We start from the raw sequence: 18,258 nt of genomic DNA on the forward strand, positions 1-18,258 counted from the left end.
GGATGTTTCCGCAGGTGGCACCGGACATCCGACGTGCAGCGACCCGTGGCGGGCCGACGTGTTCCATGCCACACTGACGCACGTTGCAGCGCAGGACGACGCACGAACCGGCGGCGGCAGCGCGTTGCGACGGCGGGGCGCCGTCCGGCGTGCCCGTGCTCCGGAGGGAAGGTCGAAGGATCAGCATGGCGCAGGGTTCCGTGAAGTGGTTCAACGCTGAGAAGGGCTACGGGTTCATCGCCCAGGACGGCGGCGGCGCCGACGTCTTCGTCCACTACTCGGCGATCCAGTCGCAGGGATATCGCACGCTCGACGAGGCGCAGCGCGTCGAGTTCGAGATCACCCAGGGCCCCAAGGGCCCGCAGGCGGAGCAGGTCGTCCCGCTCTAGCAGGCCGGCTCTCCCGGCCACCGTCGCAGGCCGCCCACCGGGGATGGTGGGCGGCCTGTGGCGTCCCGGGGCCCGCGGACGGTCACCGGTGCGCAGCGCGTGGTGGCGGTTCCGCGTCGCGGCCGAGGTGCCCGGCGGCGCGGCCTACGGCAGCGCGACCCCCGAGGACGCGAACCGTTCCAGCTCGGCGCCGGTGAGCACTTGGGCCGGGACGGCCAGGGAACGCAGGGCGCGGCCGAGCGCGGCGTCGCCCAGGTCGAGGCCGGCGTCGTCGTCGCCCGGCGCGACCGCGGCGACGACGACGTTGCCGTAGCGCCGCCCCTTGAGGACCGCGGGTTCGGCGATCAGGGCGAGGCGGTGCTCGGCGACCGCCGTCGGTCCGAAGGCGGCGGCGAACGAGGCGACCTCGGCCCGGGCGAGGTTCAGGGGCGGCCGGTCGGCGCAGTTGGCCAGGGCGAGCCCGCCGGGACGCAGCGCTCGGCGGCAGGCGCGGGCGAACTCGGTGCCCACCAGGTGCTCGGGTGTGGTGTCGCCGTCGAACGCGTCGCGCACGACGACGTCGGCGAGCCCGGGGGTCAGGCCGGCGAGCGCACGTCCGCCGTCCTCGGCCCGCAGGCGGAGGGCGGGGGACCGGGGCAGGTCGAACCACTCGCGCACGAGCGTCAGGAGCCGGGCGTCCACGTCGACGCCGATCTGCCGGGACCCCGGTCGGGCGTGCTCGATCTGCCGGGGCAGCGCGCAGCCGGCGGCGCCGAGGTGGACGGCACGCACCGGTCCCGGGGGGAGGCGGTCGACGACGGCCGCCATCTGCTGCAGGTACTCGAAGGCGAGGAACCCGGGGTCGGTGAGGTCCAGGCACGAGCTCGGCACGCCGTTGACGTAGAGGGTCACCCGTGCGGGGTGGTCCGGGTCCTGCTCGATCCGCGCCGAACCGGTGTCGATGGCCACCTCTCCCGCGGGCAGTGTCGGTGCCTCGCGGGAGGATCGGGAAGGTCGCGAGGGGCGGGAACGTCGGGCCATGCGGCCAGTCTCTCGTGACGAGAGCGGTCCGACGACGATCTTGACAGGATCGAACACCTGTTCGACGATGGGAACGGGCGGAGACTTCCGCCCCGATGCAGGAGGTGCGCCATGGAGGTACCAGGTCACGTCCCGACGCCGGAGCGCGTGGTGCGCCTGCTGGCTCGGGCCGATTCCGAGCTCGCGGCCGCGGCCGGAGCGTCGGCTCCCGCCGAGCGGTTCGCGCACGCCCACCTGGCGGCGCTGCGCTCGGCGGCCGCCGTGGTGGCCCTGCACGGCGGCACCCCGGCGCGGGGTCGAGCACGGCCCGTGTGGGAGCTCCTGACGCGGGTCGAGCCCGAGCTGGCGGCGTGGAGCGTCTACTTCGCCTCGGGGGCCCGGCTGCGGGCCAGGGTGGACGCGGGCCGGGACGAGGACGTGTCGGCCGCCCGTGCCGACGAGCTGCTCGCGTGCGCGGAGGACTTCCGCGACGAGGTGGGCCTGCGCATCGACCCGGCAGCCGGGTTCTCGCTGCCCGCCGCCCGCGGGGTCGCGACGGCGGCGTCATGAGCCGCGGTCCCCGTGCGGCCGCCGTGCGCCGGGACTGGGGGACCGACGAGTCCGGAGCGACGGTCCTGCACGTCGACATGGACGCCTTCTTCGCCTCCGTCGAGCTGGCCCGTCGCCCCGAGCTGCGCGGCCGCCCCGTCGTCGTCGGGGGGCGTGAGCGGGGCGTGGTGCTCGCGGCGACGTACGAGGCGCGGGCGTACGGGGTCCGCTCGGCCATGTCGATGGCCCAGGCGCTCGCGCGGTGCCCGCAGGCCGTCGTCGTCCGCCCGGACCACGCCCGGTACCGGGAGGTCTCGCGCTCGGTGATGGAGATGCTCGGCGAGATCACGGCCGTCGTGGAGCAGGTGTCGGTGGACGAGGCCTTCCTCGACGTCGCCGGGGCCCGCCGCCGGCTCGGTCCTCCGACGCGGATCGGTGCCGCCCTGCGCGAGCGCGTCCGGGCCGCGCACGGGATCACCTGCTCGGTAGGAGTGGGGCGGAACAAGCTGGTGGCCAAGCTCGCCTCGACGCACGCGAAGCCCGACGGCATGCTCCTGGTCCCCGCGGACGCGACGGTGGACTTCCTGCGCGCCCTGCCCGTGGGTGCTCTGTGGGGGGTGGGCGACAAGACCGAGCAGGTCCTCGCCCGCTGGGGGATCACCACGGTCGCCGAGCTCGCCGACACCGACGTCGACGTCCTGCGTGCCGCGGTCGGTCGCGTCGCCGGAGCGCACCTGCACGACCTCGCGTGGGGCCGTGACCCGCGCCCGGTCGTGGCCGGGCGCTCCGAGCGCAGCGTCGGTGCGGAGTCGACGTTCGCCCAGGACGTGCGCGACCAGGAGGTGGTGGCCCGGCGGCTCCGGGAGCTGTCCGACCGTGTGGCGGCGCGGTTGCGCCACGGGGAGATGGTGGCCCGCACGGTCTCGCTCAAGGTGCGCACGGGGGACTTCCGGACGTTGACGCGCTCGCGCACGCTGGAGACCCCGACGGACGTCGCGCAGGTCCTGTTCGACGTCGCACGGGAGATGCTGGTCGGCGTCGACCTGCGGGGCCTGCCCGTACGGCTGGTCGGGGTGCGTGGCGAGGGGCTCCGGCCGCGGTCGGGGACCACCACCCAGCCGTCCCTCTTCGACGCCGACAATCCTCACGACGGCGCACGTCGGGAGGCGGAGGTGGCCGTCGACGCGGTGCGTGAACGGTTCGGCACGGCGGCGATCACCCTGGGCGCCTCGACCGGGAGGACGCCGGGGCCGACCTCGACTACCGCCAGCGCCTCAGCGGGCCTATCCTAGAGGGAAGACAGCCGTCCACAGCGAGATCGGGGGGCCCGATGCCTCTGTCGGAGTACGAGCAGCGTGTGCTGGAGCAGATGGAGCGCGCGCTCGAGAGCGACGACCCCCGCCTGGCCACGACGCTCCAGCAGTCCCGTCGGCGCTCGCCCCTGCGCTTCGTGCTGGCTGCCGTCGGCGTCGTGCTCGGCCTGCTGCTGCTCGTGGTCGGAGCCGCCTCGGACATGACCTGGCTCGGAGTCGTCGGCTTCGCGCTGATGTTCGCCGGCGTCGCGTTCGTCTTCGCCGCTCCGCGCCGCAAGGGCCCGCAGGGAGTGGTCAACGCCAAGGGTGGCGTGGACAAGCCGGGTCCGACGGCGGGGCAGGCGACGAAGCCCAAGGGCCAGGGCTTCCTCGACCGGCTCGAGGAGCGCTGGGACCGTCGGCGCGAGCAGGGTCGCTGAGGCCCGCCCGCTCCAGCGCCCGGGCTCGCGCCGTCCGGCACCCGATCTGCGCTGATCGGCGCCGCGTCCGATCGGCCGTCCGTTCAGCGGTTCTCGGCCAGCCCCCGGGTGACCACGTCGGCCACCTCGGCCAGGTCCACCTCGTCCCCGGCCGGCTCGTCCGGCGCGGCGTAGCGCGCGTGCTCGAGAGCATCGGCCAAGGTCCGCAGCCCGGCACGCACCTCGGGTGAGGGCGCGCTGCCCCGGGCGGCGGTCACGGCCTCGGTCACGATCTCGGGCGCCGTGTGCGGGGTCGTCCGCGGTGGCAGTCGGACACCGTCGCGTTCCAACGCCGAGACGACCTGCTGCCAGGCGCGCTCGGGGTCGAGCGGGCCGTCGTCCCGGCGTCGCCGCAGGACGAGCACGACGGCGGTCGCGACCAGCACGAGGAGGACAGCGCCTCCGACGGCCCAGGGCCACAGCGGGTCGTCGTCCGAGGACGTGCTCACCGCCACGGCGGGTTCCGACTCGTCCGCACCGGGTGCGCCCGCGTCCTCGGGAACCGGCGCGGCCGCCGTCGGGACCTCCTGGGGCTGGGGGGCGGAGGTGGCGGAGCCCGACGACTGCTCGGTGGTGTACTCGGGGGCTGCGCCGGTCTGCACGGCCGGCGTCGGTTCGAACCGGACCCACCCGAGCCCCTCGAAGTACAGCTCCGGCCAGGCGTGCGAGTCCTGACCCGTGACACGCCAGATCGGCGAACCGTCGGAGGCCTCGACGGTGTCACCCGGCAGGAATCCGACGCCCAGGCGCGACGGGATCCCCAGCGTGCGCGCCATGACCGCCATCGTCGTCGCGAACTGGACGCAGTACCCGGTGCGGTGCTGCAGGAAGTCCCACACCGGGTCCCCGGTCCCGCCGCGTGGCAGCTGGGTGGAGTAGGTGAAGGTCGACGGATCGCGCAGCCAGTCCTGCAGGGCCACGGCCTGGTCGTAGGCGGTCGGGGCGTCCGCGGCGACCTCCGCGGCGAGCGCGGCGACGTCGTCCGCGTGATCGGTGCCCGGCACGTCCAGGTAGGCGTCGACGGCGGTGCCCGGCCCCGCGGCCCGCAGCACCTCGACGTCGAGGGAGCGTTCGCGGACGCCGACGACGTACCGGTCGCCCTCGTCGGTGCGGTCGCCGACGACCTCGTCGCGCACGGCGTCGTACCCCCAGGTCCCCTCGACCTGCACCCGGCGCGGCTCGACGGGGACGGGAAGCTGGTCGTCCCGCAGCGAGCCGATGGTGAAGCTCACGTCCTGGCGGTCGCCGAGCGAGGTCCGGCCGGTGTCGTCCGGCCAGAGCAGGTCCTCCTCGGAGAAGGGCTCGCCCGAGCGTTCGTCGCCGCGCTGCCAGCGCCGTCCGTCGAACGCCGACGCCGTGTAGGTGCGCAGGGGGCCGACGTCCTCCTCGGGCCCGACGTAGGTCAGGACCACCTCGTCCGACCGTTCCGTGAGGCTGTTCAGCACGTCGAGGTCCTCGGCGAGCTGGATCGAGTCCCCGGACGTCGTGAACGCCTGGTACCAGGCTCCGGCGTAGCCGGGCAGCGCGCCGGACGCGGAGGCGACGAGCCCGGCGCCCAGGGCGACCACGACGGCGATCGACGTCGTGGCGAGCGTGCGGACCTGCTCGGCGCGGCGCACCGTCGGCGGGGGGCGTTCCGCCCCGGGTGCCCGGGGGGCGTCGGGCATCGTCAGCAGCAGCAGCAGTGCGGCGACCACGACCACGAACACGCCACGCGGCACCTCACCGACGAGCACCAGGGGCGGGGCCCACAGGGCGAGCAGCGGCAGGCCGACGGTCGCCGGCCAGCGCAGTCCGCCCGCCAGGGCGTCCGCGAGGAGCAGGACCGCCAGGGTCCCGCCGACGGCCAGGAGCGTGATGGGCAGCGTGCCGGGCACCGGTGCGACCTCGGACCGGATGATCTCCCCGGCGTCGCCCAGCCGTTCGACGACGCGTGCGACGTGGGCCGGCCCGACGAGCAGGGTGGGCTCGGAGGTCGGTGCGCCGTACCGGGAGAGCACGAACCAGGCCGCCGCCAGGCCGCCGGCGACCGTCGGCAGCGCGGAGCCACCGGTCGCGCCGTCGCCCCGCCGACGTCGGCGGGACTCGACGAGCCCGCGGGTCACGGCGGTCGCGACGGTCACCAGGGCGATCCCGGCCAGCCCGGTCCGCACCCAGGGTCCGGGGAGGACCAGCGCCGTCAGGGCGAGCATGGAGGCCCCGACGGCCACGGCGACGAGCGTGCTCGTGGCGACGAGCCGGGCGGTGGGACCGGCGTGCAGGGGGATCATGCGGCCCGCTCCGTCGCGGCCGACCAGGCGCGGTCGGGCGAGGTGCCCGGGAAGCAGGAGGCGACTCGCCAGCCGGCGGCCCGCAGGTCGTCGGCCGTCGAGTTCAGGCCGGGGCGCCTGCTCTCCTGGCGGGGGATCACGAGCAGCGCCGAGCAGTGCCCCTCGGTGCCGAGCGCGGCCACGGTCTCGCGGCTGGTCGGGCCCAGGGGGCCGAGCACCGCGATGGTGATCTCCGAGCGGTAGCGCACCGCCCGCAGCGTCCGCACGGTGGTGCTCAGCGCGGCGTCGGCCTCGGCCCCGCGCACACCGGTCAGGTCCACCGTGGCGTCCAGGACGGCCTCGCGCCGGGTGCGTGATCCCACGACCTGGTAGGTGCGCCCCGGGTCGGCGTCGGTGGCCACGAGCCGGGTCGGGTGCCCCGCGTCGAGGAACGAGGTCGCGACCGACGCCGCGAGCTCGACCGCCCACTCGCCGTCGTCGATCTCCCGCGCCGTCGGCTGCCGAGCGCCGAGGCGGTCCTCCGGACGGGGGGCGAGCAGGGAGCGGTCGAGCAGGACGGTGACCGGCCGCAGCCCGGCGCTCTCGTCGGCCCGCACCATGATGCGGTCCTGGCGTGCGGACCGGGGCCAGTGCACGCGGCGGGGGTCGTCGCCGGGGACGTACTCGCGCAGCACCGAGTCGTCCGGCGAGGACAGCCGGGCACCGGTGGCGGCGCGGTCGACGTCGCCGAGCACGGCGGCGCGGGCGTCGACGGCCGTCGTGCGAGGCCAGACCGCGACCCGGGTGGCCTCGCCGAGCGGCTGGGTGGTGCGCACCAACCCGAACACGTCGGTCCGCGTCGTGAGCACGGGGCCCAGCGGCCACCGGCCACGGCGGACGGGGGTGATCGAGTACCGCACCGCGATGTGGTCCGGGTGGGCGCGCACCCGCGCCCGGATCCCCGTCGATCCGGCGAGCTCGTGCGCGGCCTGCTCGGACAGCCGCAGGCGCCCGAGCCGTTCGTAGGCGGCCCCGGTGCGTGCTCGCGCGCGCACCTCGAGCCGGGTGGTGGCGGCCCGGCCGGCCACCACCGGGTTGGGGTCGATCCGGCGCACCACGTCGAGCGCGCCCCGACCGGAGTCGAGGCGCTGGACGCCGAGAAGGACCCAGGCGGCGGCCACGGCGAGCAGTGCGGCGGCACCGAGCCCGACGACGTCGGGCAGGTCGAGGACGACGCCGACGGCGGCCAGCGCCGCACCCGCGCCGACGAGTGCGCCGCCGCGGGTCGTCACCCGGACCCGGAGGAGCCGCTGCAGCGCGGCAGGGAGTCGCAGGCGGGCCATCCGGTTCAGCTGCCCTCCGCCGGCCGGGCCTCGACCCCGCGGCGTCGGACGCCGGCGGGCACCGTGGCCGCGGCCGGGACGGGGACCTGGCCGAGGATCTCCTCGACGACCTGCTCGCCACCGACGCCGGCGAGGCGGGACTCGGTGGACAGGATCAGCCGGTGGGCCAGCACGGGCACGGCCAGCGCCTGGACGTCGTCCGGGAGCACGTGCTGGCGGCCGGCCATGGCGGCGTGGCTCTTGGCGACCCGCAGCAGCTGGAGCGACGCGCGCGGGGAGGCCCCCAGGCGCAGACCGGTGTGGCCGCGGGTGCGGCCCACGAGGTCCAGCACGTACTGCTTGACGGCGGGGGCCGCGTGCACGGCTCGGGCCCACGCGGCGAACCGGACCATCTCCGCGCCGGTGGTGACGGGCACGAGGTGGGCCAGCGGGTCGGGCGACTCCTGGGCGTCGAGCATCCGCATCTCCGCGGCGTTGTCCGGGTAGCCGACCGAGAGACGGGCCGTGAACCGGTCCCGCTGGGCCTCCGGCAGGGGATACGTGCCCTCCATCTCCACGGGGTTCTGCGTGGCGACGACGAGGAACGGCTGCGGCAGGAGGTGCGTCGCGCCGTCCACGGTGACCTGTCCCTCCTCCATGCACTCCAGGAGGGCCGACTGCGTCTTCGGCGAGGCGCGGTTGATCTCGTCGCCGATGACGACGTTGTTGAAGACCGGCCCGGGGCGGAACTCGAACTCCCCGGTCGCCGACCGGTAGATGTTGACCCCGGTCAGGTCGCTCGGCAGCAGGTCGGGGGTGAACTGCACCCGGCCCGCCCGGCAGTCGATGGTCCGCGCGAGCGCCTTGGCGAGCGTGGTCTTGCCCACCCCGGGGACGTCCTCGACCAGCAGGTGGCCACCGGCCAGGAGGACCGCGACCGTGAGCCGGGCGATGTCGGGGCGTCCGGTGACCACCGACTCGAGGTTCTCCCGCACCCGGCGGGTGGCGGCCACCAGCTCCGCCAGCCCGGCCCGCAACGCCTCGCGGCCGCCGTCGTCCGTGCCGCTCACGGCCGCGCCGGCGTCGTTCATCGTGCTGGTGGCGTGGTCGGTCACGAAGGCCTCCGGGTCGCAGGACGGTACGCGCAGCAGCCTAGTCGTTCCGCCGCCTCCGAGTGACCGGGATCACGCGACTTCGCCCGGCCCCGGTCGGCAGCGAGGCGACGCCGGGGACGGGCGGTGTTCGAGGGCATGGATGGCCGGCGCGCGGCTCCGACGCGCTGCGCTCCACCGCGCTCCACCCGCAGCGCGGCGCCATGAACTGCGGTGACGCTGCTGACACCGGGCGAAGTGGAGCGCTCGGGGCGGTTTTCCCGCGCCCGGTGGAGGAAAGTGGAGTAGCGTGGAGGAAGCGGGAGCCCGAGGGGAGGTGCGGACCGTGGCAGGAGCTCTGGGGGACCAGTTCCCGGGTACCGGACTGCTGCTGGGCACGTACACCCCTCGGCTCGACGAGAAGGGCCGGCTGATCCTCCCGGCGAAGTTCCGCGCCCGGCTCGCCGCAGGGCTCGTCATGACCAGGGGGCAGGAGCGTTGTCTCTTCCTGCTGCCGATGGACGAGTTCTCCCGCATGTACGAGCAGGTCCGGCAGGCGCCGGTCACCAGCCGGCAGGCACGCGACTACCTGCGCGTGTTCCTGTCGGGTGCGTCCGACGAGGTGCCGGACAAGCAGGGTCGCGTGGTCATCCCGGCGGCGCTGCGCGAGTACGCCGGCCTCGACCGGGACGTCGCGGTGATCGGCGCGGGCACCCGCGTGGAGATCTGGGACGCCCGGGCGTGGGAGACCTACCTGGCCGAGCAGGAGTCCTCGTACTCCGACGTGGCCGAGGAGATCTTCCCCGACCTGCAGTTCTGAGGCACCACCACAACAGCATCGACGATCAGCACCACCTCGGGCCCCGTACGGCGAGGCCTCCTCCCGCGAGGTTCTGACGCACTTCCCCGGCGCCAGAACGAGCGGTGGGAGACCTGACCGGACGGGGCTCACCAGCCGCACCAGACCGCACGCACCGCACCCGGAAGGAGGAGCCATGAGCACCGACGACGACGCCGCCCGCCCCGCCGGCGACCGGCACGTGCCCGTGCTCCTGCAGCGGTGCGTCGACCTCCTGGCCCCGGCGCTGTCCGCACCGGGCTCGGTGCTGGTGGACTGCACGCTCGGGATGGGCGGGCACACCGAGGCGGTGCTCGAGCAGGTCCCGACGGCGCGGGTGCTCGGCATCGACCGCGACACCCAGGCGCTGGAGCTCGCCGGCCGGCGGCTGGCCCGCTTCGGCGACCGTTTCACCCCCGTGCACGCGGTCTACGACGAGATCGCCGACGTCGTCGACGAGCACGCCGGCGGTGCGGTCCAGGGCGTCCTCATGGACCTCGGGGTGTCCTCGCTCCAGCTGGACGAGGCCGAGCGCGGCTTCGCCTACGCCCAGGACGCGCCGCTCGACATGCGCATGGACCAGTCCCAGGGCATCACGGCGGCGGACGTGCTCAACACGTACGACGTGGGGGACCTGATCCGCATCCTGCGGGAGTACGGCGAGGAGCGGTTCGCGCCCCGGGTGGCGCGGGCGCTGGTGCGACGCCGGGAGGAACGCCCGTGGGAGCGCACGGGGGAGCTCGCGGAGCTCGTCCGCGCCTCGATCCCGGCGGCGACCCGCCGCACCGGCGGCAACCCGGCCAAGCGCACGTTCCAGGCGCTGCGGATCGAGGTCAACGGCGAGCTCGAGGTGCTCGAGCGGGCCGTCCCGGCGGCGATCGAGGTGCTCGCCGTGGACGGGCGCATCGTCGTGGAGTCCTACCACTCCCTGGAGGACCGGCTCGTCAAGCGGGCGATCGCCCGCGGCACGACGTCGAGCGCCCCGCCCGGCCTGCCGGTCGAGCCCGAGACCCACCGTCCCTACCTGGAGGCCCTGACGAGGGGGGCCGAGGACGCCGACGCCGCCGAGCTGGAGCGCAACCCGCGGTCGGCCTCGGTCCGTCTCCGCGCGGCCCGCCGGCTGCGGCCCACCCCCGACCACCTGGCCACCACCACGTCCCGCAAGGAGTCACGATGAGCGCGCTGCGAGCACCCGCCGCCGTCCCCCGTCGGGGTGCGCCCACGCCACGCCGGGCACCGCTGCGTGCCCTCGACGGTGGCGCGGGGCGCCGGTTCGACTCCGTCCGGGCACCGCTGCAGGCCACCTCGGGCGTCCCCTTCCTGATGCTGTGCGGGCTGTTGCTGGTCGGCGCGCTGCTGGCGGCGCTGCTCCTCAACACCTCGATGGCTCGCGGCTCCTACGAGATGGCCCGGCTGCAGCGGGAGGCGGGTCTGGTCGCGCAGGACGTCCAGGAGGTGCAGGCGAACCTGCGGTCCGCCGAGGCGACGCTGCCCGACCGTGCGGAGGACCTCGGGATGGTGCCCGCGCAGGAGATCACCCTGCTGTCCGTCGCCGACGGCGCCGTCGTGACGGGGCCCACGGACAGCCCGTGAGCACGACACGCCCGGGCCGGGAGCGCCGTCCGGGCGCCACCAGGGCGCAGGATCGCAGGGTGAGCAAGCAGCCCGGGTCCGCGCGGCGCCGCGGGCCGGCCCGTCCGTCCACGTCACGTGCGGTGACCCGTGGACGGGTGGCGCCGCCGGCCAAGCCCCCGAAGCAGGTCCGACGGCGCGAGCCGGGCGATCCCGTGCGCCGTCAGCGCTGGCTGATCGTGCTGGCCACCCTGCTGGTGGCGGTGTTCGTCGGCCGGCTGGTGTGGGTGCAGGTGATCCAGGGGCCCGCACTGGCCTCGACGGCCCAGCAGGCCCGGCTGGCCACCCAGGTCACGGTCGCGCACCGGGGCGACGTCCTGGACGCGTCCGGGACGGTGCTGGCCACGTCGGTGGACCGGTACACCGTGGTCGCCGACCAGCTCTCGATCCAGAACTTCCGGGGCAACTCGCGCAGCGACGCCGACGGCGAGCCGGTGCAGGACGGCGCCCTGGGCATCGCGCAGCTCCTGGCGCCCGTGCTGGGGGAGACGAAGGCCACGCTGGCCGCCCGCCTCAACGGCGAGGACCGTTACGTGCCGCTCGCCCGCGACGTCGTGCCGGAGGTCCAGCGTGCCGTGACGGCGCTCGGGCTGCAGGCCTACGTGCGCACCGACCTCACCTCCGAACGCACCTACCCGGCCGGCACCGTGGCCGGCCCGCTGCTCGGGTACGTGAACTCCGAGCAGGAGGGCATGGGCGGCATCGAGGCCGCGTACGACGACCTGCTGTCCGGCACGGACGGCACCCACACCTTCGAACGCGGCCGCGACGGGGTGCAGATCCCGGACTCGGAGGTCGAGTCCGTCCCGGCGGTGCCGGGCGAGGACATCCTGCTGACGGTGGACGCCGACGTGCAGTGGAAGGCCGAGGAGCTCCTGGACGACGCGGTGTCCGGCACCGGGGCCGCCTACGCGATGGCGATCGTCCAGGACGTGCGCACCGGGCAGGTCGTGGCCATGGCCGACTCCGGCGACGTCGACCCGAACGACCGCTCGACGGCCGCCGTCGCCGACGGCTCGCGGGCGGTCAGCGTGGTCTTCGAGCCGGGGTCGACGGGCAAGGTGATCTCGATGGCTGCCGCCCTCGAGGGCGGCTACTGGGAGCCCACCGACCAGTTCGAGGTCCCCGACACCTTCACCGTCGACGGCGAGACGTTCTCCGACTCGCACCCGCACCCGGTCGAGCGATGGACGCTGGCCGGCATCCTCGCCCAGTCGTCCAACACCGGCACGGTGATGATGGGCCAGGAGATCCCCTTCGCGGTGCGGTACGACTACCTGCGCAAGTTCGGGTTCGGCCAGCGCACGGGGCTCGGGTTCCCCGGCGAGAGCGCGGGTCTGCTGCCGGACGAGCACATCGACGAGGTCGAGAACCGGACGCCGAACACGATCCTGTTCGGCCAGGGCGTCGCCGTCAGCGCGATGCAGGCCACCCAGGTGTTCTCCACGGTGGCCAACGGTGGCGTGCGGATGCCGCCCACGCTCCTGGCCGGCACCCGCGGGGCCGACGGCGTGACGCACCCCACGGAGCCCGCGGAGGGCACGCGCGTGGTCTCGGACGAGACGGCGGACGCCCTGCTCTCCATGATGGAGTCGGCCGCGAGCGAGGAGGGCACGGGGTCGGCGTCGGCCGTGCCGGGCTACCGCGTGGCGGGCAAGACCGGGACGGCGCAGATGTTCGAGAACGGCGGGACCACGTACGTGGCGTCGTTCATCGGCGTGGCACCGGCCGACGACCCGCGCTACACGGTGTCCGTCTTCCTCAAGAGCCCGCGGTCGTCGATCTACGGCGGCGTCGTGGCCGCGCCGGTGTTCAGCGAGCTCATGGGATACACCCTGCGCAAGGAGGGTGTGGCGCCGTCCTCGGAGCCCGCCGACCCCTTCCCGCTGACCTGGTGACCGGACCGCACCAGGTAGGTTCTACCCGTGACATCCCCGAGCGAACGCATCCGTCCCGCGCGGCCCGCGCCACGGCGGCTGACCGACCTCGCCGCCGCCCTCGGGCTGGCCCCGACGGCCCCGCTGCCGGCCGACGCGACGGTGTCCGGCGTCGCCGGCGACAACCGGGCCGTGGCCGACGGCGACCTCTTCGTGGCGCTTCCGGGCGCCCGCCGCCACGGGGCGGACTTCGCGGCCGACGCCGTCGCCCGGGGCGCGCGCGCCGTGCTCACGGACGCCGACGGCGCGGCCCGGCTGACCGCGCTGGACGTGCCGTTGCTCACGGCGGACGACCCGCGCCGCGTGCTGGGCCCGGTCGCGGCGTGGGTCCACGGGTCCCCGGCCGAGGGGCTGCGGACCTTCGCGGTGACCGGCACCAACGGCAAGACCACCACGACCTACCAGGTGGACCACCTGCTGCGGGCTCTGGGCCACCGCGGCGGCCTCGTCGGGACCGTGGAGACCCGCGCGGGGGACCGGGTGCTGCCGAGCCGCCTGACCACGCCGGAGGCCGACGACCTGCAGGCGCTGCTCGCCATCATGCGCGAGGAGGGCGTGGACGCGCTGAGCATGGAGGTGTCCTCGCACGCGATCGCGATGCGGCGCGTGGACGGGGTGGTGTACGACGTGGCCGGGTTCACCAACCTCAGCCAGGACCACCTGGACTTCCACGGTGACCTGCCGACCTACTTCGCCGCCAAGGCCGAGCTGTTCACCCCGCAGCGTGCGCGCCGCGGGGTGGTCGTGGTGGACGACGCCTGGGGCGAGCAGCTCGCCCGGACCGCGGGCGTGCCGGTCGAGACGGTCCGCACGGCGCCGGGCACGTCCCCGGCGGGGGCGGCCGACTGGACGGTCACGGACGTGGCGGCCCACGGCACGGGCTCGGCCTTCACCCTGCGCCACACCGACGGTCGCTCGCTGCGGACCTCGACCTCCCTGCCCGGGGCGTTCAACGTCGCCAACGCGGCGCTCGCCCTCGTCATGGTGCTCGCCTCGGGCGTGCCCCTGGACGACGTCGTCCAGGCCCTGGAGCGCTGCGACGGGCTGTCGGCGCGGGTGCCCGGACGCATGGAGGTCGTCGACGCCGGGGGAGCGGACCACCCGCGGGTCGTCGTCGACTTCGCGCACAACACCGACGCGCTCGAGCTCGCCCTGGCGGCGCTGCGCCCGACGACGCCGGGTCGGCTCGTCGTGGTGTTCGGTGCCACCGGGGACCGCGACCCGGGCAAGCGCCCGGCGATGGGTGCCGCGGCCGTCGCGGGCGCCGACGTCGTGGTGCTGACCGACGACGACCCGCACGACGAGGACCCCGCGACGGTCCGTGCCGAGGTCCGCGCCGGGGTCGAGGCGGCCCGCGCCACGGCACGCGCCGAGGGACGCGACGTCGAGGTCGCCGAGGTCGCCCCGCGCGGGGACGCGGTCCGCCGCGCCGTGCTAGGCGCCGCTCCGGCCGACACCGTGCTGATCGCCGGGCGGGGACACGAGACCATCCAGGAGGTCCGTGGGGCGGACCTGGAGCTGGACGACCGCGTGGAGGCGCGCGCCGCGCTGCGCGCCCGCGCAGAGAGGACCGAGACCGCATGATCGAGCTCACCGCCGCCGAGGTCGCCGAGGCGACCGGCGGGACGTTGCAGGGTGTGGCGCCGGGGACGGCCGTGACCGGCGCCGTCGTCGTCGACTCCCGGCAGGTCGTGCCGGGCGCCCTCTTCGTGGCGCTGGCCGGAGAGCACGCCGACGGCCACGACTTCGCGGCGGGCGCGGTGCGGGACGGGGCCGCGCTCGTGCTGGCGGCCCGCCCGCTCGACGGCGTCCCGTGCGTCGTGGTGGACGACGTCCAGACGGCGCTGGGCGAGCTGGCCCGCGCCGTGCTGGCGCGCCTGCGCTCCCGTGCCGAGGTGCGGGTCGTCGCGGTGACCGGCTCGGTCGGCAAGACCACGACCAAGGATCTGCTCGGCCGGCTCCTGGCGCCCACCGTGGGCGAGGACGCCGTCGTGGTGCCCACGGGCTCGTTCAACAACGAGGTCGGGCTGCCGCTGACCGTGCTGCGCGCCACGGACGCCACCCGCCTGCTGGTGCTGGAGATGGGTGCGGACTCACCGGGGAACATCGCCGACCTGACACGCATCGCCCCGCCCGACGTCGGCATCGTGCTCGCCGTCGGCACCGCCCATCTGGGTGTCTTCGGGGACGTGGAGACCATCGCGCGCACCAAGGCCGAGATGGTCGCGGGCGTGCGGCCCGGCGGCGTCGTGGTGCTCAACGCCGACGACTCGCGGGTCGCCGCGATGGCGTCCGGCGCGGCGGCCGGCACCGAGGTGGTGACGTTCGGCACGATCTCCTCGGCCACGGTCCGCGCCGTGCAGGTCGCCGTCGACGGCGGCCGCGCCCGATTCACGCTCACCGCGGGCGGGGGCACGGCCGAGGTCGCGCTGCGTCTGGTCGGCGCCCACCACGTCACCAACGCCCTGGCGGCCGCGACGGCCGCGCTGCGTCTGGGCGTGCCGTTCGACGCCGTGGTGGAGCGGCTCAGCGCCGCCACGGCCTCGAGCCCGCACCGGATGGCGGTCACGGAGCGATCCGACGGCGTGACGGTCCTGGACGACTCCTACAACGCCAACCCCGACTCGATGCGGGCCGCGCTGCGGACCCTGGCGGTCATGGCGGGCCGCACCCGGCGGTCGGTCGCCGTCCTCGGGGAGATGCGCGAGCTCGGCGACGTCGCCCGGACCGAGCACGACGCCATCGGCCGGCTGGCCGTGCGGCTCAACGTCAAGCGGCTCGTCGTCGTCGGCGAGGGCGCCTACCACATCCACGAGGGCGCCCAGCAGGAAGGGTCCTGGGGCGACGAGTCGGTGTTCGTGCCGGACCTGGACACCGCCCGCGAGGTGCTCGCGGGCGAGCTGACCGACGGTGACGTCGTGCTGGTCAAGGCGTCCAACGGCTCGGGGCTGTGGCGCCTGGCCGACGAGCTGGTGGAGGCTGCCGGATGATCGCCGTCCTCGTCGCCGCCGGCGTCTCCCTGCTGGTGGCTCTGCTCGGCACACCGCTGTTCATCCGCTTCCTGGTGCGCCGCAACTACGGCCAGTTCGTCCGGCAGGACGGGCCGACGGCGCACTTCACCAAGCGCGGTACCCCCACGATGGGCGGGGTGGTCATCATCGGCGCCACCCTGCTGGGGGTCGCCGCCTCGATGGTCCTGGCGGGTCGGCCGCCCAGCGCGTCGGCGCTGCTGGCGCTCTACCTCATGACCGGGCTCGGCCTGGTGGGCTTCCTCGACGACTTCACCAAGATCCGCAAGCAGCGCTCCCTGGGGCTGACGGCGAAGGCCAAGATCGTCGGCCAGGGGTTCGTGGGGATCTCGTTCGCGGTGCTGGCCCTGCAGTTCCCGAACGCCAACTCCCGCACCCCCGCCTCGACGAAGATCTCGTTCCTGCGTGACACCAACCTCGACCTGGCGTTCGCCGGGGCCACGGTCGGCCTGATCCTGTTCGTGGTCTGGGCGAACTTCCTCATCACCGCGTGGTCGAACGCCGTGAACCTCACCGACGGGCTCGACGGCCTGGCCACCGGGTCCTCGCTCATCGTCTTCGGCGCCTACGTGCTGGTCGGCATCTGGCAGCTCAACCAGTCCTGCCAGCGGATCGCCGCCGCCGGCCCGGGCTGCTACGAGGTGCGTGACCCGCAGGACATCGCGATCGTCGCCGCGGCGATCATGGGCGCCTGCGTCGGCTTCCTGTGGTGGAACGCCAGCCCGGCGAAGATCTTCATGGGGGACACGGGCTCGCTCGCGCTCGGCGGAGCGCTGGCGGGTCTGTCCATCCTGTCGCGCACCGAGATCCTGGCCGCCGTGATCGGTGGGCTGTTCGTCATCATCGTGCTGTCGGACATCATCCAGATCGGCTCGTTCAAGCTCACCCGCAGACGGGTGTTCAAGATGGCGCCGCTGCACCACCACTTCGAGCTCTCCGGCTGGGGCGAGGTCACCATCGTCATCCGGTTCTGGCTCATCGCCGGGTTCTTCGCCGCGCTCGGCATGGGCATCTTCTACGCCGAGTGGGTCGTCAGTTGACCGAGCCCGTGCTCGACGGCGCCCGGGTCGTCGTCGCCGGTCTGGGCGTGACCGGCCGTGCTGTCGTGTCGGCGCTCGCGGGCCGGGCGGCCGCCGTCGTCACCGTCGACGCGCGGTCGGCCGATGCCGACGTCACCGGCACGGACGCCGCGGACCCTGCCGTCCTGGACCGGGTGGTGGCCGACGCCGACCTGCTGGTCGCCTCCCCGGGGTGGCCGCCGTCGTCGGCCCTGCTGGTCGCGGCCCGCGCCGCCGGCACCCCCGTGTGGAGCGAGGTCGAGCTCGCGTGGCGGCTGCGTGCCGGTGCGCCGTGGCTGGCGGTGACGGGGACGAACGGCAAGACGACCACGGTGCAGATGCTCGCCTCCATCCTGACGGCCGCCGGGCTGCGTACCGCGGCGGTGGGGAACGTCGGCACACCGGTGCTGGCCGCGGCCCAGGACCCGGACCTCGACGTGCTCGCCGTGGAGCTGTCCAGCTTCCAGCTCCACCACACCCGCACGATGGCCGTCGAGGCCGGTGCCGTGCTCAACGTGGCGGCCGACCACCTCGACTGGCACGGGTCGGCCGACGCCTACGCGCAGGCCAAGGGGCGCATCTACCGCGGGGCGCAGGTCGCGTGCGTCTACAACGTCGCCGACCCGACCACCGAGGCGCTCGTGCGGTCCGCCGACGTGGCCGAGGGCGCGCTCGCCGTCGGCTTCACGCTCGGCGCCCCGGGTCCGGGACAGGTGGGCCTCGTCGCGGACGTGCTGGTCGACCGCGCGTTCCACGCGCCGCCGGACGCCCCGGACCGCCACCGCAGCGCCGCGGAGCTGGCCACCCTGGACGACCTGGCGCACCTGGGTCCGGACGGTGCACCCGGCCACGTGGTCGCCGACGCCCTGGCCGCCGCCGCCCTCGCGCGGGCGCACGGGGTCGAGGCACGGGCGGTGCGGGACGGCCTGCGCGCCTTCCGTGCGGACGCCCACCGTGCCGCCGTCGTGCGCCGGCTCGACGGCGTGGCGTACGTCGACGACTCCAAGGCCACCAACGCCCACGCCGCCGCCGCCTCGCTGGCGTCCTGCGCGCCGGGGACGGCCGTGTGGGTCGCCGGGGGACTGGCCAAGGGGGCGTCGTTCGACGAGCTCGTCGCGAGTCGGGCCGACCGGCTGCGTGCCGCCGTCGTCATCGGGACCGACCCCGCCCCCTGGACCGACGCGCTGGCCCGACACGCGCCCGAGATCCCGGTCGTGGTGGTCGATCCCGGCGACACTGGCACCGTGATGCGCCGGGCGGTGGCGGCCGCGCGGGAGCTCGCCGGGAGCGGCGACACCGTGCTGCTGGCCCCGGCGGGCGCGTCCATGGACCAGTTCACGTCCTACGCGGCCCGGGGCGACGCCTTCGTCGCCGCCGTGGAGGACCTGCGATAG

16 protein-coding genes are annotated in these 18,258 nt (G+C 75.0%); 12 read left to right on the forward strand and 4 right to left on the reverse strand.

The genetic code is table 11. The annotated features are described in order from the left end of the window. Window positions 1-185: 185 nt before the first annotated feature. Window positions 186-389: a cold-shock protein gene (locus ACIQLL_RS13380; protein ID WP_402467951.1), complete on the forward strand. Its 204-nt coding sequence runs from the start codon at window positions 186-188 to the stop codon at window positions 387-389. A gap of 144 nt (window positions 390-533) precedes the next feature. On the opposite strand, the gene ACIQLL_RS13385 is transcribed toward ACIQLL_RS13380, so the two are convergent. Continuing rightward, a complete protein-coding gene (locus tag ACIQLL_RS13385; RefSeq protein WP_402467954.1) occupies window positions 534-1,337 on the reverse strand; it encodes a spermidine synthase in 804 nt (267 codons plus the stop codon). Between the two features lie 183 nt (window positions 1,338-1,520). On the opposite strand from ACIQLL_RS13385, the gene ACIQLL_RS13390 reads away from it, so the two are divergent. The 3 genes from ACIQLL_RS13390 to ACIQLL_RS13400 are packed head-to-tail and all read left to right on the forward strand — an operon-like array spanning window position 1,521 to window position 3,669. Further along, complete coding sequence (locus ACIQLL_RS13390) at window positions 1,521-1,958, forward strand: SAV_6107 family HEPN domain-containing protein (protein ID WP_402467956.1); 438 nt, start codon at window positions 1,521-1,523, stop codon at window positions 1,956-1,958. Beyond that, the gene (locus tag ACIQLL_RS13395) at window positions 1,955-3,229 is read left to right on the forward strand and encodes a DNA polymerase IV (protein WP_402467959.1); all 1,275 of its coding nucleotides are present in this window, start codon (window positions 1,955-1,957) and stop codon (window positions 3,227-3,229) included. Before ACIQLL_RS13390 ends, ACIQLL_RS13395 begins: the two co-directional genes overlap by 4 nt. Window positions 3,230-3,267: 38 nt before the next feature. Continuing rightward, on the forward strand, window positions 3,268-3,669 hold the full coding sequence (locus ACIQLL_RS13400) for a DUF3040 domain-containing protein (protein WP_402467961.1): 402 nt from the start codon (window positions 3,268-3,270) through the stop codon (window positions 3,667-3,669). An 83-nt stretch (window positions 3,670-3,752) separates the two neighbouring features. On the opposite strand, the gene ACIQLL_RS13405 is transcribed toward ACIQLL_RS13400, so the two are convergent. From ACIQLL_RS13405 to ACIQLL_RS13415, 3 genes are read right to left on the reverse strand one after another with little or no spacing between them, the layout of a single operon-like run. Further along, window positions 3,753-5,978: a transglutaminase family protein gene (locus ACIQLL_RS13405; protein WP_402467964.1), complete on the reverse strand. Its 2,226-nt coding sequence runs from the start codon at window positions 5,976-5,978 to the stop codon at window positions 3,753-3,755. After that, on the reverse strand, window positions 5,975-7,300 hold the full coding sequence (locus tag ACIQLL_RS13410) for a DUF58 domain-containing protein (RefSeq protein ID WP_402467965.1): 1,326 nt from the start codon (window positions 7,298-7,300) through the stop codon (window positions 5,975-5,977). Before ACIQLL_RS13410 ends, ACIQLL_RS13405 begins: the two co-directional genes overlap by 4 nt. 5 nt (window positions 7,301-7,305) lie before the next feature. Next, window positions 7,306-8,370 carry an AAA family ATPase gene (locus ACIQLL_RS13415; protein WP_402468143.1) on the reverse strand — a complete coding sequence of 355 codons (1,065 nt, stop codon included), beginning with the start codon at window positions 8,368-8,370 and terminating at the stop codon, window positions 7,306-7,308. Window positions 8,371-8,755: 385 nt separating this feature from the next. On the opposite strand from ACIQLL_RS13415, the gene mraZ reads away from it, so the two are divergent. From mraZ to murD, 8 genes are all read left to right on the forward strand, one after another. Continuing rightward, window positions 8,756-9,190, forward strand: coding sequence for a division/cell wall cluster transcriptional repressor MraZ (gene mraZ / locus ACIQLL_RS13420; protein ID WP_402468146.1), 435 nt, complete (start codon window positions 8,756-8,758; stop codon window positions 9,188-9,190). 175 nt (window positions 9,191-9,365) lie between these two features. After that, a complete protein-coding gene (rsmH, locus tag ACIQLL_RS13425; protein WP_402467968.1) occupies window positions 9,366-10,385 on the forward strand; it encodes a 16S rRNA (cytosine(1402)-N(4))-methyltransferase RsmH in 1,020 nt (339 codons plus the stop codon). Further along, window positions 10,382-10,801, forward strand: coding sequence for a hypothetical protein (locus ACIQLL_RS13430; RefSeq protein WP_402467970.1), 420 nt, complete (start codon window positions 10,382-10,384; stop codon window positions 10,799-10,801). The genes rsmH and ACIQLL_RS13430 overlap by 4 nt, the downstream gene beginning before the upstream one ends. 59 nt (window positions 10,802-10,860) lie before the next feature. Beyond that, entirely contained in the window at window positions 10,861-12,738 is a 1,878-nt protein-coding gene (locus tag ACIQLL_RS13435; RefSeq protein WP_402467973.1) for a peptidoglycan D,D-transpeptidase FtsI family protein, read from the forward strand. A 27-nt stretch (window positions 12,739-12,765) separates the two neighbouring features. After that, entirely contained in the window at window positions 12,766-14,361 is a 1,596-nt protein-coding gene (locus tag ACIQLL_RS13440) for a UDP-N-acetylmuramoyl-L-alanyl-D-glutamate--2,6-diaminopimelate ligase (protein WP_402467976.1), read from the forward strand. Then, a complete protein-coding gene (locus ACIQLL_RS13445) occupies window positions 14,358-15,767 on the forward strand; it encodes a UDP-N-acetylmuramoyl-tripeptide--D-alanyl-D-alanine ligase (RefSeq protein ID WP_402467979.1) in 1,410 nt (469 codons plus the stop codon). Before ACIQLL_RS13440 ends, ACIQLL_RS13445 begins: the two co-directional genes overlap by 4 nt. Continuing rightward, window positions 15,764-16,846, forward strand: a complete 1,083-nt coding sequence (gene mraY / locus ACIQLL_RS13450; RefSeq protein WP_402467982.1) for a phospho-N-acetylmuramoyl-pentapeptide-transferase — start codon at window positions 15,764-15,766, stop codon at window positions 16,844-16,846. The genes ACIQLL_RS13445 and mraY overlap by 4 nt, the downstream gene beginning before the upstream one ends. Continuing rightward, complete coding sequence (murD, locus tag ACIQLL_RS13455; protein ID WP_402467984.1) at window positions 16,843-18,258, forward strand: UDP-N-acetylmuramoyl-L-alanine--D-glutamate ligase; 1,416 nt, start codon at window positions 16,843-16,845, stop codon at window positions 18,256-18,258. The genes mraY and murD overlap by 4 nt, the downstream gene beginning before the upstream one ends.

Origin of the sequence: Isoptericola aurantiacus, assembly GCF_044769875.1 — a bacterium.
GTDB classification, from domain to species: Bacteria; Actinomycetota; Actinomycetes; order Actinomycetales; family Cellulomonadaceae; genus Isoptericola; species Isoptericola aurantiacus.

Coding starts and splice junctions, on each gene's coding strand:
- ACIQLL_RS13380 (WP_402467951.1), top strand. CDS start 186: ATGGCGCAGGGTTCCGTGAAGTGGTTCAACGCTGAGAAGGGCTACGGG.
- ACIQLL_RS13390 (WP_402467956.1), top strand. CDS start 1,521: ATGGAGGTACCAGGTCACGTCCCGACGCCGGAGCGCGTGGTGCGCCTG.
- ACIQLL_RS13395 (WP_402467959.1), top strand. CDS start 1,955: ATGAGCCGCGGTCCCCGTGCGGCCGCCGTGCGCCGGGACTGGGGGACC.
- ACIQLL_RS13400 (WP_402467961.1), top strand. CDS start 3,268: ATGCCTCTGTCGGAGTACGAGCAGCGTGTGCTGGAGCAGATGGAGCGC.
- ACIQLL_RS13405 (WP_402467964.1), bottom strand. CDS start 5,978: ATGATCCCCCTGCACGCCGGTCCCACCGCCCGGCTCGTCGCCACGAGC.
- ACIQLL_RS13410 (WP_402467965.1), bottom strand. CDS start 7,300: ATGGCCCGCCTGCGACTCCCTGCCGCGCTGCAGCGGCTCCTCCGGGTC.
- ACIQLL_RS13415 (WP_402468143.1), bottom strand. CDS start 8,370: ATGAACGACGCCGGCGCGGCCGTGAGCGGCACGGACGACGGCGGCCGC.
- rsmH (WP_402467968.1), top strand. CDS start 9,366: ATGAGCACCGACGACGACGCCGCCCGCCCCGCCGGCGACCGGCACGTG.
- ACIQLL_RS13430 (WP_402467970.1), top strand. CDS start 10,382: ATGAGCGCGCTGCGAGCACCCGCCGCCGTCCCCCGTCGGGGTGCGCCC.
- ACIQLL_RS13445 (WP_402467979.1), top strand. CDS start 14,358: ATGATCGAGCTCACCGCCGCCGAGGTCGCCGAGGCGACCGGCGGGACG.
- mraY (WP_402467982.1), top strand. CDS start 15,764: ATGATCGCCGTCCTCGTCGCCGCCGGCGTCTCCCTGCTGGTGGCTCTG.